This is a genomic window from Pasteurella oralis (genome assembly GCF_042681465.1).
Classification (GTDB): domain Bacteria; phylum Pseudomonadota; class Gammaproteobacteria; order Enterobacterales; family Pasteurellaceae; genus Pasteurella; species Pasteurella oralis.
Genome location: NZ_JBHUFP010000005.1, coordinates 207,474 through 225,067, shown reverse-complemented (window position 1 = coordinate 225,067; position 17,594 = coordinate 207,474). Strand labels below are relative to the sequence as shown.

Annotated in this window: 13 protein-coding genes, 1 other RNA gene and 1 pseudogene; 6 read left to right on the top strand and 9 right to left on the bottom strand. The window is 34.7% G+C overall.

Going from position 1 to position 17,594, the window contains the following annotated elements; all coding sequences use genetic code 11:
- Window positions 1-75: 75 nt before the first annotated feature.
- Window positions 76-1,293: an ROK family protein gene (locus tag ACFSAV_RS05075; protein ID WP_379096971.1), complete on the top strand. Its 1,218-nt coding sequence runs from the start codon at window positions 76-78 to the stop codon at window positions 1,291-1,293.
- Window positions 1,294-1,465: 172 nt separating this feature from the next.
- Window positions 1,466-2,200 carry a dethiobiotin synthase gene (gene bioD, locus ACFSAV_RS05070; RefSeq protein WP_379096968.1) on the top strand — a complete coding sequence of 245 codons (735 nt, stop codon included), beginning with the start codon at window positions 1,466-1,468 and terminating at the stop codon, window positions 2,198-2,200.
- 79 nt (window positions 2,201-2,279) lie between these two features.
- Here bioD and ACFSAV_RS05065 read toward each other — a convergent pair whose 3' ends face one another.
- Window positions 2,280-2,891, bottom strand: coding sequence for a DedA family protein (locus ACFSAV_RS05065; protein WP_379096965.1), 612 nt, complete (start codon window positions 2,889-2,891; stop codon window positions 2,280-2,282).
- 233 nt (window positions 2,892-3,124) lie between these two features.
- On the opposite strand from ACFSAV_RS05065, the gene rplY reads away from it, so the two are divergent.
- Complete coding sequence (rplY, locus tag ACFSAV_RS05060) at window positions 3,125-3,409, top strand: 50S ribosomal protein L25 (protein ID WP_101775000.1); 285 nt, start codon at window positions 3,125-3,127, stop codon at window positions 3,407-3,409.
- A gap of 1,328 nt (window positions 3,410-4,737) precedes the next feature.
- Here the strand turns inward: rplY and ACFSAV_RS05055 are convergent.
- The 3 genes and pseudogenes from ACFSAV_RS05055 to ACFSAV_RS05045 all read right to left on the bottom strand — a co-directional run.
- Entirely contained in the window at window positions 4,738-5,445 is a 708-nt protein-coding gene (locus ACFSAV_RS05055) for an XRE family transcriptional regulator (RefSeq protein WP_379096960.1), read from the bottom strand.
- A gap of 341 nt (window positions 5,446-5,786) precedes the next feature.
- A complete protein-coding gene (locus ACFSAV_RS05050) occupies window positions 5,787-6,629 on the bottom strand; it encodes a patatin-like phospholipase family protein (RefSeq protein WP_379096957.1) in 843 nt (280 codons plus the stop codon).
- 173 nt (window positions 6,630-6,802) lie between these two features.
- Window positions 6,803-7,834, bottom strand: a pseudogene (locus ACFSAV_RS05045) (branched-chain amino acid aminotransferase); the annotation flags it as partial.
- 465 nt (window positions 7,835-8,299) lie between these two features.
- On the opposite strand from ACFSAV_RS05045, the gene ACFSAV_RS05040 reads away from it, so the two are divergent.
- Both ACFSAV_RS05040 and rlmM read left to right on the top strand, forming a co-directional pair.
- Entirely contained in the window at window positions 8,300-9,181 is an 882-nt protein-coding gene (locus ACFSAV_RS05040) for a transcriptional regulator GcvA (protein WP_101775002.1), read from the top strand.
- Window positions 9,181-10,278, top strand: coding sequence for a 23S rRNA (cytidine(2498)-2'-O)-methyltransferase RlmM (gene rlmM / locus ACFSAV_RS05035; protein WP_379096954.1), 1,098 nt, complete (start codon window positions 9,181-9,183; stop codon window positions 10,276-10,278). Before ACFSAV_RS05040 ends, rlmM begins: the two co-directional genes overlap by 1 nt.
- A gap of 99 nt (window positions 10,279-10,377) precedes the next feature.
- Here the strand turns inward: rlmM and ACFSAV_RS05030 are convergent, their stop codons facing one another.
- Complete coding sequence (locus ACFSAV_RS05030) at window positions 10,378-11,238, bottom strand: ferritin-like domain-containing protein (RefSeq protein WP_379096951.1); 861 nt, start codon at window positions 11,236-11,238, stop codon at window positions 10,378-10,380.
- Between the two features lie 8 nt (window positions 11,239-11,246).
- Window positions 11,247-12,119 carry an acyl-CoA thioesterase II gene (gene tesB, locus ACFSAV_RS05025; protein WP_101775004.1) on the bottom strand — a complete coding sequence of 291 codons (873 nt, stop codon included), beginning with the start codon at window positions 12,117-12,119 and terminating at the stop codon, window positions 11,247-11,249.
- A 285-nt stretch (window positions 12,120-12,404) separates the two neighbouring features.
- On the opposite strand from tesB, the gene ffs reads away from it, so the two are divergent.
- Window positions 12,405-12,503: signal recognition particle sRNA small type (ffs, locus tag ACFSAV_RS05020), an RNA gene on the top strand.
- A 31-nt stretch (window positions 12,504-12,534) separates the two neighbouring features.
- Here ffs and cydC read toward each other — a convergent pair.
- The 3 genes from cydC to trxB form a co-directional block, all read right to left on the bottom strand.
- Window positions 12,535-14,274: a heme ABC transporter ATP-binding protein/permease CydC gene (gene cydC / locus ACFSAV_RS05015; protein ID WP_379096947.1), complete on the bottom strand. Its 1,740-nt coding sequence runs from the start codon at window positions 14,272-14,274 to the stop codon at window positions 12,535-12,537.
- Entirely contained in the window at window positions 14,274-16,037 is a 1,764-nt protein-coding gene (gene cydD / locus ACFSAV_RS05010) for a heme ABC transporter permease/ATP-binding protein CydD (protein ID WP_101775006.1), read from the bottom strand. The genes cydC and cydD overlap by 1 nt, the downstream gene beginning before the upstream one ends.
- 589 nt (window positions 16,038-16,626) lie before the next feature.
- Window positions 16,627-17,583, bottom strand: coding sequence for a thioredoxin-disulfide reductase (gene trxB / locus ACFSAV_RS05005; protein WP_379096944.1), 957 nt, complete (start codon window positions 17,581-17,583; stop codon window positions 16,627-16,629).
- Between the last annotated feature and the right edge of the window lie 11 nt (window positions 17,584-17,594).

The following is a 17,594-nucleotide window of genomic DNA, read 5'->3' as shown; positions in this document are numbered from 1 at the left end:
GTAAAAATAGGTATTGCTTAGACATACTGCAATAGCAATCCTATCCTTATTCACTTATGGAATTGAGTATTAATTATGCCAAAAATTAGAAAAGAAGATAAATTGCCACTACGTTTAAAACAACTTGGACGTATTTACCGTTTAGTCGAACAATTTGAAGAAATTTCTCGTATTGACTTATCAAAATTATCGCGCTTAGCGCCTGCAACAATTACGGCATTAACACGTGAGCTTATTAAAGAAAAACTGATTGTTGAGCGAGCGGTACAAAATACTGAAAGCCGTGGTCGTCCAGCTATTGGCTTATGTGTATCACCATTTTATTGGCAATCTTTGTGTGCAACACTGGTTGAAAATCGGTTTGAAATTATTTTAAGTGAACTTGACGGTGGCACGATTAAACACAGTGTGTATCCTTTAAAACAAGAAGATTTAAAAAATCTAGAACAAGTGCTAGTGGATTATTTACAACAGTTTCTTACTGAAACGCAGGATGAACTGAACCATTTAATTACTTTTTCTGTCGCTGTTGGTGGTGAACTTGATCATAAAAATAGATTAATCAAGCTTGGTGAGACCAAGCTTGATATCAATTTAAAAACACTTTTCACCCCTTATTTTAAAATACCAGTATTAATTACTGAATATTTTCAAACTTGGTTACTAGCAGAATCAACTTTAGGCAGCGTAATTAATTGTGACAATGTACTATTTTTACAATTAGACGACGTGATTAATTTTAGCGTGCTTTCTAAAGGTGAGTTGTTATTACATAAGAGCCAAACGCGAAGCCATATTAATAAAATGATCGTGCCAAAATTAAGTGGTTTACAACAAGATATCAGCACACATTTAAATGAGGTTGAACGCTATCAATTGCAAAACCAGATTACACATAAAGCGATTTATCCTCTTATCGATAAGTATTTTCCCGAGAATGGATTATCTAATTGCTCCGAGAAAATAGCATTTTTATGTGAAATGGCAAATAAAGGCGATAAAAAAGCAGAGCAAATTTTATTCCATATTGCAGATAGTTTGGCTTATATCTTAATGAATTTAGTCAGTATATTTGCCTCAGAAAAAATCATGTTAAGTTCCAGCTTTTTACTCTCAAAAGATATTTTCTTAAATCGAGTCAATCGAATATTAAAAGCAAATTTAGCCATTGCTGATTCAAAAGTAGAAGTTATCACGGGAAAATATGAATGGAATACTCCTGTTGTAGCTGCTTCGGCAATTAAACAAAGCATTTATGATGGCAGTTTGTTAGGGCATTTCATTAAAGATTAAATTTCTTTTAAGATTAAGTGCTGTTATTGATATAAATCAAGGCAGTGCTTTTTTTGTGCATATTCTTTGGATTAATGACATCAATTTAATAAAAAGTTGTGTTATCTCAACATTTGTAAAAAAGAATTCCTTTAAGATCTTACAGATAAAAGATCGGAGAAGGGGATAGGCAATGAGCAGTTTTTTTGTGACAGGCACAGATACTAATGTAGGAAAAACTGTGGCAAGTCGAGCAATAATACAGGCGTTGCAAAGTAAAGGTATTCAAATAGTGGGTTATAAGCCCGTTGCATTTAGCCGTGAAGATAATATCTATACTGATACAGAATATCAAAATGAGCCTGAAAGTGATTATGGTTTTGAAGATAATGCAGATGTACTAACTTTAATCAATTCAACAAAAGAGTTGGTTAATTATCAAGAGGTGAACAGCTATACATTTAGGCATAGTATGCCTATTTTTTCTCGTGAAGGAAAAAGTATTCATGTGGAAAAAATGAATTCTGATTTGTCACATTTAAATAAAAAGTATCAATCAGTATTGGTGGAAGGTGCATATGGGTGGCTGACACCAATAAATAAGCATTATCGTTTTGCTGATTGGGTACAAGAACAAAAAATGCCAGTTGTGCTTGTTGTGGGAATTAAAGAAGGTTGTATCAATCATGCTTTATTAACGATGGAGTCAATACAGCAGAAAGGGTTACCTTTGTTAGGTTGGATTGCTAATCGTATTAATCCTTGTTTAGGGCATTATGCTGAGATTATTGAACTATTAAGTGAAAAAATTGATGCACCGCTTTTAGGACAAATTCCTTATTTATACAAACCAGAAGAACAAGAGCTTGGTCACTATATTACTAATCTTGAACGTTTGACTTATATGGAGACGATATTAGTAGATTAAGATGTTATTGCTGATAGAAAAAAGCGCCTTGTTATATGATTAACAAAACACTTTCATTTTTGACCGCACTTTATAATGATTATTGTTCAACTTTAGCGTTTTTACTTTTTTTCCATTTCCACAATAAGAAAATAGCAAGAACAGCGATAATGATATAAATAAAAAATTGTCCTTGCTGAATTTGGTGATGTAACTTATCTAGATTTTGGGCACCGAAATAACCTAAATATACCCAAACAGGAACAGAAATAATTGCAGCAAAGAAATCAATTAGTACAAAACGAGTATAACTAACACGACGTGTAATGCCTGAAACCATATAAATTACAGCACGTAATCCAGGTAAAAATCGAGCAGTGAATAGTACACGGTTGCCATATTTTTCAAATTTATCGCGAACTAAGCGTAGTCTTTTCAATGTAATTAATTTACGCATTAATCTAAAGCGAAGGATTTTGGCTCCATAGATACGCCCTAACCAATACATACAAGAGTCGCCCGCTAATACACCAAACATACTGATTACTAACATGATATGTACATTGATATCATCTGGATATAAGCCTGCGATAACGCCACCAGAAACGAGAGTGATATCTTCAGGGATGGGTAAACCAAATCCGCACAAAATTAGAACGAATAATACAGCAAAGTAACCATAGTCAGAAAAAAACGAGATTAGAAGATCCATTTATATACCACTCAATTAATTATGATAGCTTACATAAAACAGTTTGTTATTCTACCTTGTTTTTTTTATAAAGTCGCTAAAAAACTCAATAGAATCTCTGATTAATATTTGATTTGTACACCCAAATCAAATATAATCCCTGCCTCTCAAAGCAAGCCTTTGAGCGAGTTTATGGAAAATCGTTGGGTCGCCTGCGGTTTTATCTTTTAATTCTAATAATGAGAATAGTACAAATGTTTAAATTTAACGCTGAAGTTCGTCAGTCGCAAGGTAAGGGTGCGAGCCGCCGCCTGCGTCATAATGGTCAAATCCCTGCTATTGTTTATGGTGGCAGTGAAGCACCAGTATCAATCATCTTAAATCATGATGATTTAAACAATGCACAAGTTCACGATTCATTTTATTCTGAAGTGATCACTTTAGTTATTGATGGTAAAGAAGTTGCGGTGAAAGTACAAGCAATGCAACGCCACCCATTTAAACCAAAATTAGTTCACATTGACTTTAAACGTGTATAATTTTTTGATTTAAAAGGGTGATCTGAAATCTTTGTAACTTTATATGTATATACATAAACTAAGTTATAAAAAGTTCAGACCATCTAGTGTATGCTAAAAGCTCTTTTATTTTTTTAAGTAAAAGAGCTTTTTATATAGATAAATCATTCGGATTCTAGGTACTTTCATTTTAAGTATTCTATTTATTTGATATGCTGCATAATGATTTATGCATTATTTTTTGTGTGAGATATTTATTGATGTTTCAGCTCTAATATATCTTATTTGAGCTGAACAACATGATCATCTAACCCAATAAGTTTAAGCTAAAGTCCCCATCGATTTTGAAGGAGACTTAGTAGCCTCCTTGCTAGTTGTTTACTCCATTTATTCGGAAATAATCAAGTATTACAATCCATTATCTACTGTTAATTAAATTCATTTGTGTATAAATAGTAGCTCAATGTTCAACTGTATATAGTAATACTTTCTTACAAATACATAAATTACAACTTATTTATGTAATAAGTTGTTTTAATTAGTTTAATTTTTTCTAATTTTTATGAAAAGAGTAGTATTTAATATATTATTATTTGGCAACATAATTGTATTTATTTCTTTTCATCATGCACATTATATAGCTAAAGTTTTATTTTGTAAATAGCTATAGTTGTATTTTATCTTAAATTAATCCTCTTTAGAGCTATAAATGGTTGTTTTTAAATCAAAAAAAAATTGAAAAATTTTGAGTTGATTGGTGGATTTGTGAGCTGTATCACAAAAAAGAGACTGCTTATCATTCTTCATTGCGCGATAGAGTAGTTGCTATTTCTAATTTATTGTTTTGATCAACTATTTTTAATTCGCTTTAGATAAAAAGTATATCATGTATTAAATTTTGTTTTTGGGCAAAAATGCATTGCAAGTCGTTACATATTGTAGCAAAGATTTATCTCTTATTTTATTCAAAAGTGAGGTATTAGCTTACTAAAGAAAATGAATAACTTTGTTTTGGTTTACCCGTTTAGGAAACAAAGCAGAAGCAAATTTTTTGCTCTTTTTACTTTATGTATGACTTATTCGTATATCTCAAATTGATATAGAGAGAGCTTTTAATCCATAAATCGTTCTTTCAAAATCGAGTGACTTAAACTTGAGGAGTTATTCATAGAAGTAAAAGGCACTTTCAAGCTTTGTTTTGGGTAATCTAGTAGAGCATGCTTTTTATTTTGCTTATCAGACTTATCTGAAATATCGATATCTTTTCTATTAATATATTAAAATCTATAGGATCTTAATAAAATCCACCTTCGTTGAAGATGGATTTTTACTAATAAATAGCCATAAGTTTAATCACATAATACAGACCACCAAAATACTTTACCGAGTACAGTAATTTCTGATAAATCAACAACTTCTTCTGGTGTCGATTCAATATTATAACTTCTAATGCGAACTTGTTCATTTGGCATTTTATATAAGATTTTTATGCGTAGTAAACCACCATGATTAATTGCATAAATTTTGCCATCACGAATGATGGTATTTCCTATATCAATGCCTACAGTTGAACCATCTGGTATGACGGGATCCATTGAATCACCATCAGCTGTAATACATACAGCATTTTCGAATTGAACACCTTGTCGTCTTAGTATTGCTTTAGAAAATCGTAATTTGAAATTATTGTAATCCATTATATCGTCCGTAAATCCATTACTTGTTGCCAAACGAATATCTTTTAAAAATGGTACTTCGACTTCATCGTCATTTAGTGGGGTATGACAGTCCCATAATTCAAATGAGCCTATTTCTTTCACGTTAGATTCAATTTTGCTAGTTTCACTTTTTGCTTGTTTACCTGTTCCATATTGTAGCCACTCAGGTTCTATTCCAAGCGCTTTTGCGAGGGCAAGAATATTTTTAGGTTCTTTTGTCTGCCCTGATTCAATTTTCTGTATTGCATTTTGTGATACACCTGCAAGCTTCGCTAGCTGTACTTGTGTAAACCCAGCGTTCTTTCTAGATGATTGCAACCTGCTTGCTAATGTATTCATAAGCTCTCCTAAATTTATACAGATGCCATTGTAAAACGTTAGTTTTAAAACTCCAAACAACTAAATCTATAAAGCTTATTCACTTATCAATAGCCTTAGCTATAATCATTATAGCTGATTGTATTGCAAAAGAAATACACATTATGAGTAATATTTATCAAAATTTAGATTTATAGTGATATTATTTTTTATTAGTAAAATAAGCTGTATTAAAAAGAGTAGCCTATGCATAATGAGTAGTAATATTAGAAAATATAATTATTGATAATAAAGAGTAATTCTGTAATGTTAAATTTATTTATAGATGAAAATAAGTAGTCATTACAGAATTTATAAATAATTTATTTAATTAAAAAATCTTTGAGCGCTACTATCTCTTTTTTAGCGTCTTGAATACCTAGATTATACATTGCTTGAATTTTAGCAGGATCTTTTTCGATGCGATTTATTGGTAAAGTTTGTGATGGTCGGATGACGAAAATGTCATTGTGTTCACTTAAACGAATAATTTCTTCTACACGTTCATTGTAATCTTGATAGCGATTTGCCAGTTTTTTCACTAAATTAGGGTACTTGCTATAAAAAGCTTTAAAAATCCAAGAAGGCATTGGTTTTTTACGATAATCTAACGGGCGAGTAAGGATAACGATAATTTTATCGTAACCTAATGCTTGGCATTTTTTTAATGGAATACTGTCTGCAATGCCACCATCTAAATATTTCTTTCCATTAATTTCAACCATTTTTGAAACAAAAGGCATAGCCGATGTGGCTCTTAATATCTCCATTTCTGCGAATACATTACCTAGCTTCATGTATTCAGCTTCTCCTGTTTCAACATTAGTGAGAGTCGCATAAAAATCGATGTTTGAAGCAAGGAACATTTCAATGTCAAAGGGATCTAATTTGAAAGGAAGTTCATAAAAAGCAAAATCTTTATTTACAATATTGCCAGTACATAATAGGCTATGTAATCCCATATAACGTTTATCATTTAAATATTTTTTATTATATCGAATTGCTCGTCCACGTTGTTTTGATGGAAAATTAACCCCAAATAACACACCTGCGGAAACGCCAACAATACCATCAATATGAATCTTTTCATCAAGAAATACATCAAGTACACCAGCAGTAAACATACCGCGCATGGCACCGCCTTCTAAAACTAAACCTATTCTCATTTTTTCTTCCTGTTATAAGTAAAATTTACTAAAAATTGACCGCACTTTGTTGTGTTTTTAAAAGTGAGTTAAGTCCTATCAAACGTTTAGAAATATAAAGCTCAGATTGTTGCATCTGAGCTTAAGGTGACTATAACATGTTAATTAAAGTGACTTAAAATAAAAAAGTTTGCTTAGTCAACTTTCACAATCCAGCCTTCGGGCGCTTCAACATCACCAAATTGAATACCGACAAGCTCGTTATAGAGTTTTGTTGTGACTTCGCCCACCTCAGTTTCAGAATAGAAAACATGGAAATTGTCACCATATTGAATACCACCAATAGGTGTGATTACTGCTGCTGTACCACAAGCTCCAGCTTCTTTAAATTGATCTAATTGATCAATATAGACATCCCCTTCTTTGGTTTCTAAACCTAAACGCTCTTTTGCTAGGTAGAGAAGAGAGTATTTAGTAATGCTAGGTAAAATAGAAGGGGAAAGTGGAGTAATAAATGTATTGTCCTGAGTAATACCAAAGAAATTTGCTGAACCGACTTCTTCAATTTTAGTATGTGTAGTTGGATCTAAATAAATACAATCACCAAAGCCATGTGCTTTTGCCTCTTTACCTGGGTATAAGCTTGCGGCATAGTTGCCTCCAACTTTGGCTGCACCTGTCCCTTGTGGTGCTGCTCGGTCATAATTTGAGACTAAAAAATTAGTTGGTTTTAAACCACCTTTAAAGTAAGCACCCACAGGGCAACAGAAAATAGAGAAAATATATTCTGGTGCAGGATTTACACCGACGTTATCGCCTACACCAATCATAAATGGACGCAAATATAATGTAGCGCCTGTGCCATAAGGTGCTAACCATTCTTGATTTGCTTTGACTACTTGTTTACATGCATCAATAAACATCTCAGTCGGTACTTCAGGCATTAATAAACGCTGACAGCTGCGTTGCATACGCAGTGCATTTTGATCTGGGCGGAAAAGGTTAATTGAGCCATCTTTACAGCGATAGGCTTTTAATCCTTCAAAGCATTGCTGACCATAATGCAATGCGGTTGAACCTTCGCTGATGTGTAATGTATTATCTTGTGTTAACTCACCTTTTGACCATTTACCATTTTTCCAATATGCAATGTAGCGATAGTCTGTTTTGATATAGCCAAAGCCTAAATTTTGCCAATCAATATTTTTTGTCATTGTTATATCCTTTTTGTTGTGTCTGGAGAATGAGTTTTAATCTACACCATTCTTCATAGCTTGCAAATGTTTGCGAGAAAAAAATTTAGTGATTGAAACAGAAAATCTGAAAGATAAAATATTTTGAAGTAAAACAAGCAATAAGCAGGTGGTTGTGCTAAAATCAGCAGATAAAAAAACACCGCTCGACTGAGCGGTGTCTAACCAAAAGGGTTTAAAAATAAATATACAGGAAGTGAAAATAAGTAACTTCAAAAGTTACTCTGTTTGGTTTCCCAAACAATATGCAAACACAACATCATACTTAAGTCCGAAACTCTTAACCAGTAAGGAATTACCAATCATTAAGTATGGTTGCATTGTAAGAGGAAGCCTGAGAGTGAACAACGAATATTTTTTTATATGACGCATTAGAAAAATTAATGCGAAAGATATTTTTTATATTATAGATCAAAAATTTAACATTGAGAAGAGCGTATGTGTAAACGTTTGCCTCCCTTGAATTCATTGAAAGCATTTGAATCTGCTGCAAAGCATTTAAGCTTCACAAAAGCAGCAGAAGAATTGTTTGTAACACAAGCTGCAGTAAGTCACCAGATAAAACTGTTAGAAGATTTTTTAGGCATTGAATTGTTTAAACGTAAGAATCGTTCACTGGAATTAACAGAATTAGGTCAGGCTTATTTTACTGATGTGACAAAAATTCTACATCGACTTGCTGAAGCTACTGATAAATTATTAGCAAAAAAACATGATAAACATCTGACCATTAGTGTGCCACAAACATTTGGTATTCAGTGGTTAGTACCGCATCTAAGCGATTTTAACCAGCATTATCCTGATATTGAAGTGCGTTTAAAAGGTGTTGATCAGGATGAAGGATTACTTAGCAAAGATATTGATATTGCTATTTATTATGGGCTAGGAAACTGGGATAATTTGCAGGTTGAAAAGTTAGTTGAAGAGAATCTCCTTATTCTCGCTTCACCAAAATTACTTGCCCAAATTCCCGTACAGAGTAAAGACGATTTAAAAAATCACACTTTAATTCATATTCATACTCGTGATAATTGGAAAAATATGGCAAGTTCTTTGCAACTGGATGATTTAAATATTCAGCAAGGCTCGCTATTTAGCCATACTTTTATGGCATTACAAGCGGCTATACATGGGCAGGGTTTAGTACTTGCGAACCGTATTTTAGCACAGCAGGAAATTGATAATGGACATTTACAAATTGTCTTACCAACAAATTTGCATGATCCAAAATCGTTCTATGTTGTGAATCACTTTGATGTAAATGATGAACGTATTCAAGCTTTTCGAGCTTGGATCATTGAAACAATGAAACAAAAATAATGAATAAATTAGCCCTTTATTGTCGTCTTGGTTTTGAAAAAGAAGTCGCTGCTGAAATTAGTGAAAAAGCGACCGCACTTGGTGTTTTTGGCTTTGCGCGTGTTGTCGAAAATAGTGGTTATGTAATTTTTGAATGTTATCAGACAGGCGATGCAGATCGCCTAGCACGAGAGATACCTTTCCACCAATTGATTTTTGCGCGTCAAATGTTAGTTGTTTCCGAGCTTTTAACTGATTTATCGTCACAAGATCGGATTTCGCCTATTGTGGCACAATATCAACAGATCGCAGCTCAAATTAATTTAAAGCAAAGTAATGAAATTTTTGTTGAAACAGCGGATACTAATGAAGCAAAAGCACTCTCTGTCTTTTGTCGCAAGTTTACTGTACCACTACGCCAAGCACTGAAAAAACAAGGCTGGTTAGTGGCTCATGTTGGTAAATCAGCTAGTGTGACTTTACATGTCCTCTTTATTAATACTACAAGTTGTTATGTTGGCTATTCTTATAACCATAATCACTCCGCTTATTTTATGGGTATTCCGCGTTTGAAATTTCCTGCAGATGCACCAAGTCGTTCGACGTTAAAGTTAGAGGAAGCAATTCTCACTTTTATTCCTAAAAAGCAGGAAGCAGTACGATTACAAGAAACAATGTATGCTGTCGATTTAGGCGCCTGTCCAGGCGGTTGGACTTATCAGCTAGTTAAACGAGGCTTATTTGTTTATGCCGTAGATCACGGAAAAATGGCAACAAGTTTACATGAAACAGGGCGTATTGAGCATTGCTCTGAGGATGGATTTAAATTCCAACCGCCAAAACGTCGCAAAATAGATTGGTTAGTTTGTGATATGGTAGAGCAGCCAATCCGTATTGCTAATTTGATTACCAAATGGCTCGTGAATGGTTGGTGTCATGAAACGATTTTTAATCTTAAATTACCTATGAAAAAGCGTTATCTTGAGGTTCAGAAATGTTTGCAATACCTTGAGGATGAACTAATGAAGCAAGGTATGAGCTATCAAATTCAAGCGAAACATCTTTATCATGATCGAGAAGAAGTGACAGTACATATTGCAGTGAAAAGATCGCATTAATTAAAGTGCGGTCGATTTTGGCAAAGTTTTAACTGTTTTCTGTTCGAATAGCGTCAATAATTAAAGGCAGACATTTGATCTGCCTTCATTATCTTGGCATCATTTTTCTGCTTTAATATAGCTTTTTAGTGTTTGTTCAATTTCATATATCCAATCAAGTTCATATTGAGTAAAACCGGCTTGTAGGCGTGCATCGGTATTAATCACGCCTTTGAATATGACAATACGATATTTACGTAACAGTTCACCAAAACATTGCATAGCATCTAATCCACGTTTAGTAGAAAGTGTATGATACCAATGGTTACCAATTGAAACATGACCAATTTCATCATGTAAAATCACATCGAGAATTGCAACAGCATCAAAATCTTTACGTTGACGAATTTTGTCCTGTAGAACAGGCGTCGCATCTAACCCTCTTGCTTCAAGTACGCGAGGCACTAATGCCATACGTTCCCAAATGTCATGAGCTGTGGCTTGTGACATTTCCCATAGACCTGCGTGTGCTTCAAAGTCCCCATATTGGTAACCCAAAGATTTTAAATGTTGGTTAAGAAGGGTAAAATGCGTACTTTCTTCGCGTGCCACTCGTAACCAATCTTTTACGAATGTCATTCCTGCTCCCAATTCCTGTTGAGCACAGCGTCCAAAACGCCAGGCAGCGTCTAAGCCTAAATTAATCGCATTAAATTCAATATGTGCGATGGCATGTAGTGTTGCAGCGTAACCTTCTTTAGTAGCAAAAGAACGTTTAGGTACATCTTTAGGTGCAACTAGCGCGGGTTTATGCGGAAATCCTGCTATGTCTTGCGTCGGTGTGACAATAGGAAAATCGTCTAATTCAGTTAAATTGACAGTGGGTAACAGATCATCATAGAGCTGGTTAACAAGCTCGCATTTTTTCTCTGGTACAGTTTCGATCAATGCCGTAGTGATAGCTTGCCAAAGTGCGGTCATTTTTTTCCTTATTTTTTCTTTTCTAATGTATAACGAATTAAGCCTTCTTGTTGTGTTGTTGCAATTAGGCGGCCTTGGCGATCAAAAATTTGTCCTCGCGCTAAGCCTCGGGCGGCAAAGGCGTTGTTACTTTCAATTGCATACAGTAACCAATCATTTAAATTAAAAGTGCGATGAAACCAAATTGAATGATCAATTGTTGCGACTTTCATACCCGGTTGTAAAAAGCCTTTTTCATGTGGATGGAGGGCAGTTAATAAACAATGAAAGTCGGAGAAGTAGGCGAGCAAACATTGTTGTATTTTTTGATCTAATGGTGCATTTCCATTCGCTTTTACCCAAGCAAATTGTTCTGGTGGCAATTTTGTGCCACTAAATGGATTATTGATATATTTTGCACGAATATCAAAAGGACGTTCTGCCGTAAATTTTTCACGAATCGGTTCTGGAATATAAGGTGCAAGTTTTTGGATGACAGTACTTTCTGCAATAAACTCATCAGGCTGTGCAACTTCAGGCATTTGGCTTTGGTGATCAAAACCTTTTTCTTCATTTTGAAATGAAGCGGTAATATGGCAGATTGGTTCATTATGTTGAATTGCTTTGACACGTAATGCGGTAAAATTGCGTCCTTCGCGTAAAGTTTCTACATCGTAAATAATCGGATGTTGGCTATCGCCAGGTGCTAAAAAATAAGCGTGACAAGAATGTAAAATACGATCTTGGCGGGCAACTTGAATAGCAGCTGATAATGCTTGTGCGACAACTTGACCACCGAAAACTTGGCGTAATCCTAAATCTTCGCTGCTACCTCGAAATAAAAAATCATCTAATCGTTCTAGTTTAAGTAATTCAATTAAGTTATTAAGTACCTTTGACATGGCTCATCCTTATTAAGAGTGAGTTTGATTGATAGTTTTGGTATAGTAAAATCAATTAAGATTAATTCAGACAAATTGTTAGTATAAATTAGCTTAAAAATTTATTGCTTTGCGCATTACTATGGAATCAAAAATTGTTTTTAACAAGAATGAAAGTTATTTTACTTAAAAAATAATCAATCAAATAGAAATAAAAATCAACGTTTGCAATATCAGGCATCTTATTGCATAATACGCCACCTAATCATCAGATAAGCATTATTTGGTGGTTATCCAATGGAAATCTTCTCGGTTCCTCGCAATGGTATCTGGTTTACCTGGTCAGGTTCGGAAGAAAGCAGCCAAAGTCAGCATCACTGTGTGCCGAGATCAAGCTGGGAAGATTTCCACCTCATTGTCCCCTTCATTATATGTGCTAAATTCTAGTTGCTAATTTTTGGAAATAACTATTTTCTTGTTGGATTAATTCATTATAAGTACCTTGTTCAATCAATTTTGCTTCATCAATAATGTAGAGTTGATCGAATTGTTCAATAAAAGTAAGGCGATGAGTAACCATTAATAGCGTCTTATTTTTCACATGAGTGAAGATTAAATGCAGTATTTTTCGTTCTGTTTCTCGATCTAGCCCTTCTGTTGGTTCATCAAGCAATAAAATTGGCGCGTCATTAAGCAATACACGAGCAAGCCCTAAACGACGTTGCTCACCACCTGATAATGGGCGCCCGCCATCGCCAAGCCATAAATCTAATCCATCTTCTTGCTCAAGTAATTTGTTTAAACCCACTTGTTGTAACACATTAATCATTTTCTGATCAGTAATTTTGATTGCATTTGCAATCTGTAAATTGTTGCGTAAGCTATCGCTAAATACATGAACTCGTTGAGTTAAAAAACATATTTGTTGGCGTAGTGCTTGTTCTGAATACTGATCAATTGGTCTACCAGAGAGTAATAATAATCCTTTATTAGTATCATAGTTACGAACTAATAATTGTAATAATGTAGATTTTCCACTCCCTGTTTTTCCGAGGATGGCTACTTTTTTACCCTGTTCAATAGTAAGGCTGACGTTATTTAATGCTGGGTTTTCACGCTCTGGATAGGTGAAAAATAACGCATTGGCTTGAATAAGTGGTTGTGTCTTTATATTAAAGTCATTAAATTGAGCAATCCCTTCGAACTTGACTAAAGGAGATTGTTCGATAATTTCACTAACGCGTTTAGCAGAGGCAATCACTTGACCAATATGTAAAAAGGCTGCACCAATTGGCATTAATATTTCAAATGCAGCAAGGGCTGAAAAAGCAAACAAAGCAATCAATGCAGCTTTATACATGCCTGTGCCTAAGTCTGCTTCAGCAGCAATCCAGAGTGTTGCAGCAAGAATGAATCCATTAACAAATAGTAAAATTGCACTGGAAAGTCCTGCTAAGTTAGCTTCTTTTTGTTGGTACTGTTGCCAATCTTGCTCTGTTTGATTGAGCTTCTCTTTTAATTTTTTTTCTGCATTAAAGAGTAATAATTCTGCCTGCGCTTGAATAAACTCTACAAATTGAGTGCGATAAATAGCACGTGATTGTACCAATTTATTACCAAATTTGCTGCCTAAGCGATAGAAAATGGTTGGGATAATTAATAAAAATGCTAACAAAGTCGTACCCATAAATAAGGCGAGTGAGATATGAATAAAACTTAAACCAAGTGTAATAATGGCTATAACAATAATTGCACTAATGAAAGGCGCAATTAAACGTAAGTATAAACTATCGAGCGTATCAACATCAGCGACTAAACGATTTAATAAATCACTATTACGGTAGCGATTTAAAACAGCGGGGCTTAATGGAATAATTCGACTGAATACTTGAACACGTAATTTAGCTAGCACACGAAAAGTGGCATCATGAGTGACAATTTTTTCGAAATAACGGGCAACTGTTCGACCAATCGCTAAACCACGCACGCCTGAAGATGGGTAGAAAAAGTTAAATAATGTACCGATACCTGCAATTGCTGTTGCAGCTAAAAACCAACCTGAAAGCGTTAGCAAGCCAATACTCGCAGCTAAACCTGTAATCATTAAAATCACCCCTAAAATCAGAGTAAATTTAGCATGTTTGAATAAACGTAAAAAAGGGAATAACGCGCGCATTAGTTTACATCCTGTTTTCGTTGAGTAAGTAATTCAGCAAAGAAGCCTGTATGTTTTAATTGTTCGAAATGACCTTGCTGGATAATTTCTCCTTGTTGCATAACAAGGATAACATCGCATTGTTTGAGATCTTCAACGCGGTGAGTAATCATCAAGGTAGTTTGCTGTTGACTCATTTTTTGTAATGCTTGTAAAACTAAGTTTTCGGATTGTGCGTCTAAACTTGCAGTAGGTTCATCTAATAATAATAAATGACCTTGACGAAGTAGGGCCCGCGCAATAGCGAGACGTTGTGCTTGCCCGACTGAAATACCTAAGCCACCATCTCTAATTTCACTATTTAAACCTAATGTATCAGTAAATTCTTTTGCTTGAGCGAGTGTTAAAGCTTGTTCAATTTGATGTTCACTTGCTTCAATGTCGCCTAACAATAAATTTTCTTTGATGGTGCCTTGTAATAACAATGGATTTTGCCCTACCCACGCAATTTGTTTACGCCACTGTGATAAATTCATTTGTTTTAGCTCAATCCCATTGATCTTTAAGCTCCCTTCATAGGCTAAAAATCCCAGAATGGCATTGATTAAAGAGCTTTTTCCTGCACCACTTTGACCGACTAGTGCCGTATGGCTTTGAGCTGGTAAAGAGAAGTTTAACGGTTTAGTTAAAGGTTTACCTTGTGGTGAAAGTACAACTAAGTTTTGTGCGGTAATATCAACAGCACTTTGTAGTTCTGAGGGTTGTTGGTGAACTGATTGTGCCGTTGTGTGTTCTGCCTCTAAAAATTCCACAATAACATCAGCAGCGCCAATACCGGCAGCACGATCATGATAATAAGTACCGAGATCACGCAGTGGTTGGTAAAATTCAGGAGCCAAAATAAGACAGAAAAAGCCGACAAATAAGGTTAAAGGTGCATTATATGTACCAAAATTTAACTCGCCTAAATAACTAAAACCAAAATAGACAGCCATTAGTGCAATAGAAATTGAAGTGAAAAACTCTAATACTGCAGAGGAAAGGAATGCCATTTTTAGCACATCCATTGTTGTTTCACGAAATGCATCGGTATTTTCTTCAATGTGTCTCGTTTGCTGTTCAGTGCGATTAAATAAACGTAATGTTTCTAGACCGCGTAGACGATCTAAAAATTGACCGCTTAATTTTGCTAGGGTCGCCATATTTTTCTGACTGCTGTCTGCAGCGGCAATACCTACTAAAATCATAAAAATAGGAATAAGTGGTGCAGTAATCATTAAAACAAGACCTGCTGCCCAATTAAGCGGGAATATTGCAATTAAAATCACGACAGGAACAATTGCCGATAGTGCCTGTTGTGGCAAATAGCGAGCGTAATAATTATGTAAGTTTTCCACTTGTTCTAACATAATTGTTGCCCAACTCCCAGCAGGCTTTTGATTGATTGTGGCTGGTCCAACTTGATGAATTTTATCTAAGATTTGCTGGCGAATAGAATTACGTAAAATTCGACCGCACTTAAAGCCAATTTGCTCACGTACCCACAGTATGACAGCTCGAAGCATAAAGCCAATGATGAGACCAACGAAATAAAATGACAGAGTACTACGCTCAGTACCTAACATAATCAAATGGTGTAATAAACTCGCTAAAAAATAAGTATTGATGACTAAGATCACGGATGAAATAGAAGCAAGCAGAATGTTCAAATTTAGCAATTTTTTAATTGGTTTTTGTTGTGACCAAAGCCATTTTTGTAAATATTTTTGACGTGTTTTTTGCATAATATAACAAGTTAAGTTCTTGATTAGTCATATTGTAAACTGAGAAGGACGCTTTTAGCGTCCCTATATTTCGTTTTAAATTTTTATTTTTATATACGTAGAACATCCTATTTCAATGATTCTTAACAAAGAGGCTCCTTACTTATTAGATTCTTCATTTTTAGTTATTATACGTCTAATTGCAAAAAGCATTAATAATGCTAATGCATTTAAGAATAATAAGAGAATCATCAATTCTATATTATTTCTCCTTTGATAATATAGAGTTATGCTGCCGAATTAACTGGGTTACAATAAAGATGCAATAGGCAAGTACTAAAAGTAAAATACAATTCCCAACTTTAAATTTAATATTATTTTCGCCATATATTACAACTGGTAAGGCACAAATTGCATCTTCACTCTATCATCTAGATTCTTTGCCCTTGAGTCTAAACTTTCTCTATTTTATTGGATACTTAAAAACATTCCACACCAGCGATACCTGTAGTTTATCATAATTTGTTCAAAAGCATCACGATAAAAAATATTATGTACTAGCGTGGAATGTAATATTCATTTTGCGAGTAGTATCGCAAAATGAACATTTTTAGGCCTCTAATGCATCTAAATATCGTTCTGCATCAAGTGCTGCCATACAACCTGTTCCCGCAGACGTAATGGCTTGACGATAATTATGATCCATGACATCACCAGCAGCGAAGACACCTTCAACAGAAGTAGCTGTGGCATTACCATCTAATCCAGATTTTACTACAATGTAGCCATTATTGAGTTCAAGTTGTCCAGCGAAAATTTCTGTATTTGGCGCATGACCAATAGCGATAAATAAACCCTCCAACATTAAATCTTCTGTTTTGTCAGATTGAGTATCTTTTAGACGGATACCTGTTACTCCCATGTTATCGCCTAATACTTCATCTAAAGTGCGGTTAGTATGGAGGATAATTTTGCCTTCTTCGACTTTTTTCATTAAACGATCGATAAGGATTTTTTCACTACGAAAACTATCACGGCGATGAATTAAGTGTACTTCAGAGGCGATATTCGCCAAATATAGCGCTTCTTCCACGGCAGTATTACCACCACCAATAACAGCAACGGGTTTATTACGGTAGAAAAAACCATCGCAAGTTGCACAAGCAGAAACACCACGCCCTTTATAAGCTTCTTCGGATGGCAATCCAAGATAGCGAGCTGAAGCACCTGTTGCAATAATTAACGCATCACAACTGAAAGTCTGTACATCGCCGTATAATTTAAATGGACGAGAAGACAGATCAACTTTATTGATATGGTCAAAAACAACTTCAGTTTCAAATTTCTCCGCATGTTGCAACATACGTTGCATGAGTTCTGGGCCTGTTGTATCACCAAAATCACCGGGCCAATTTTCAATTTCCGTAGTTGTCGTTAATTGACCACCTTGCTGTAAACCAGTAACTAAAACTGGATTTAAATTTGCACGAGCGGCATAAATAGCAGCAGTATAGCCTGCTGGACCTGAACCTAAAATAAGTAGTTTACTATGTTTAATTGAATCCATGTATTTCTCTC

Coding starts and splice junctions, on each gene's coding strand:
- ACFSAV_RS05050 (WP_379096957.1), bottom strand. CDS start 6,629: ATGAGAATAGGTTTAGTTTTAGAAGGCGGTGCCATGCGCGGTATGTTT.
- ACFSAV_RS05040 (WP_101775002.1), top strand. CDS start 8,300: ATGTGTAAACGTTTGCCTCCCTTGAATTCATTGAAAGCATTTGAATCT.
- ACFSAV_RS05065 (WP_379096965.1), bottom strand. CDS start 2,891: ATGGATCTTCTAATCTCGTTTTTTTCTGACTATGGTTACTTTGCTGTA.
- bioD (WP_379096968.1), top strand. CDS start 1,466: ATGAGCAGTTTTTTTGTGACAGGCACAGATACTAATGTAGGAAAAACT.
- ACFSAV_RS05030 (WP_379096951.1), bottom strand. CDS start 11,238: ATGACCGCACTTTGGCAAGCTATCACTACGGCATTGATCGAAACTGTA.
- cydC (WP_379096947.1), bottom strand. CDS start 14,274: ATGCGCGCGTTATTCCCTTTTTTACGTTTATTCAAACATGCTAAATTT.
- ACFSAV_RS05075 (WP_379096971.1), top strand. CDS start 76: ATGCCAAAAATTAGAAAAGAAGATAAATTGCCACTACGTTTAAAACAA.
- rlmM (WP_379096954.1), top strand. CDS start 9,181: ATGAATAAATTAGCCCTTTATTGTCGTCTTGGTTTTGAAAAAGAAGTC.
- cydD (WP_101775006.1), bottom strand. CDS start 16,037: ATGCAAAAAACACGTCAAAAATATTTACAAAAATGGCTTTGGTCACAA.
- rplY (WP_101775000.1), top strand. CDS start 3,125: ATGTTTAAATTTAACGCTGAAGTTCGTCAGTCGCAAGGTAAGGGTGCG.
- trxB (WP_379096944.1), bottom strand. CDS start 17,583: ATGGATTCAATTAAACATAGTAAACTACTTATTTTAGGTTCAGGTCCA.
- ACFSAV_RS05055 (WP_379096960.1), bottom strand. CDS start 5,445: ATGAATACATTAGCAAGCAGGTTGCAATCATCTAGAAAGAACGCTGGG.
- tesB (WP_101775004.1), bottom strand. CDS start 12,119: ATGTCAAAGGTACTTAATAACTTAATTGAATTACTTAAACTAGAACGA.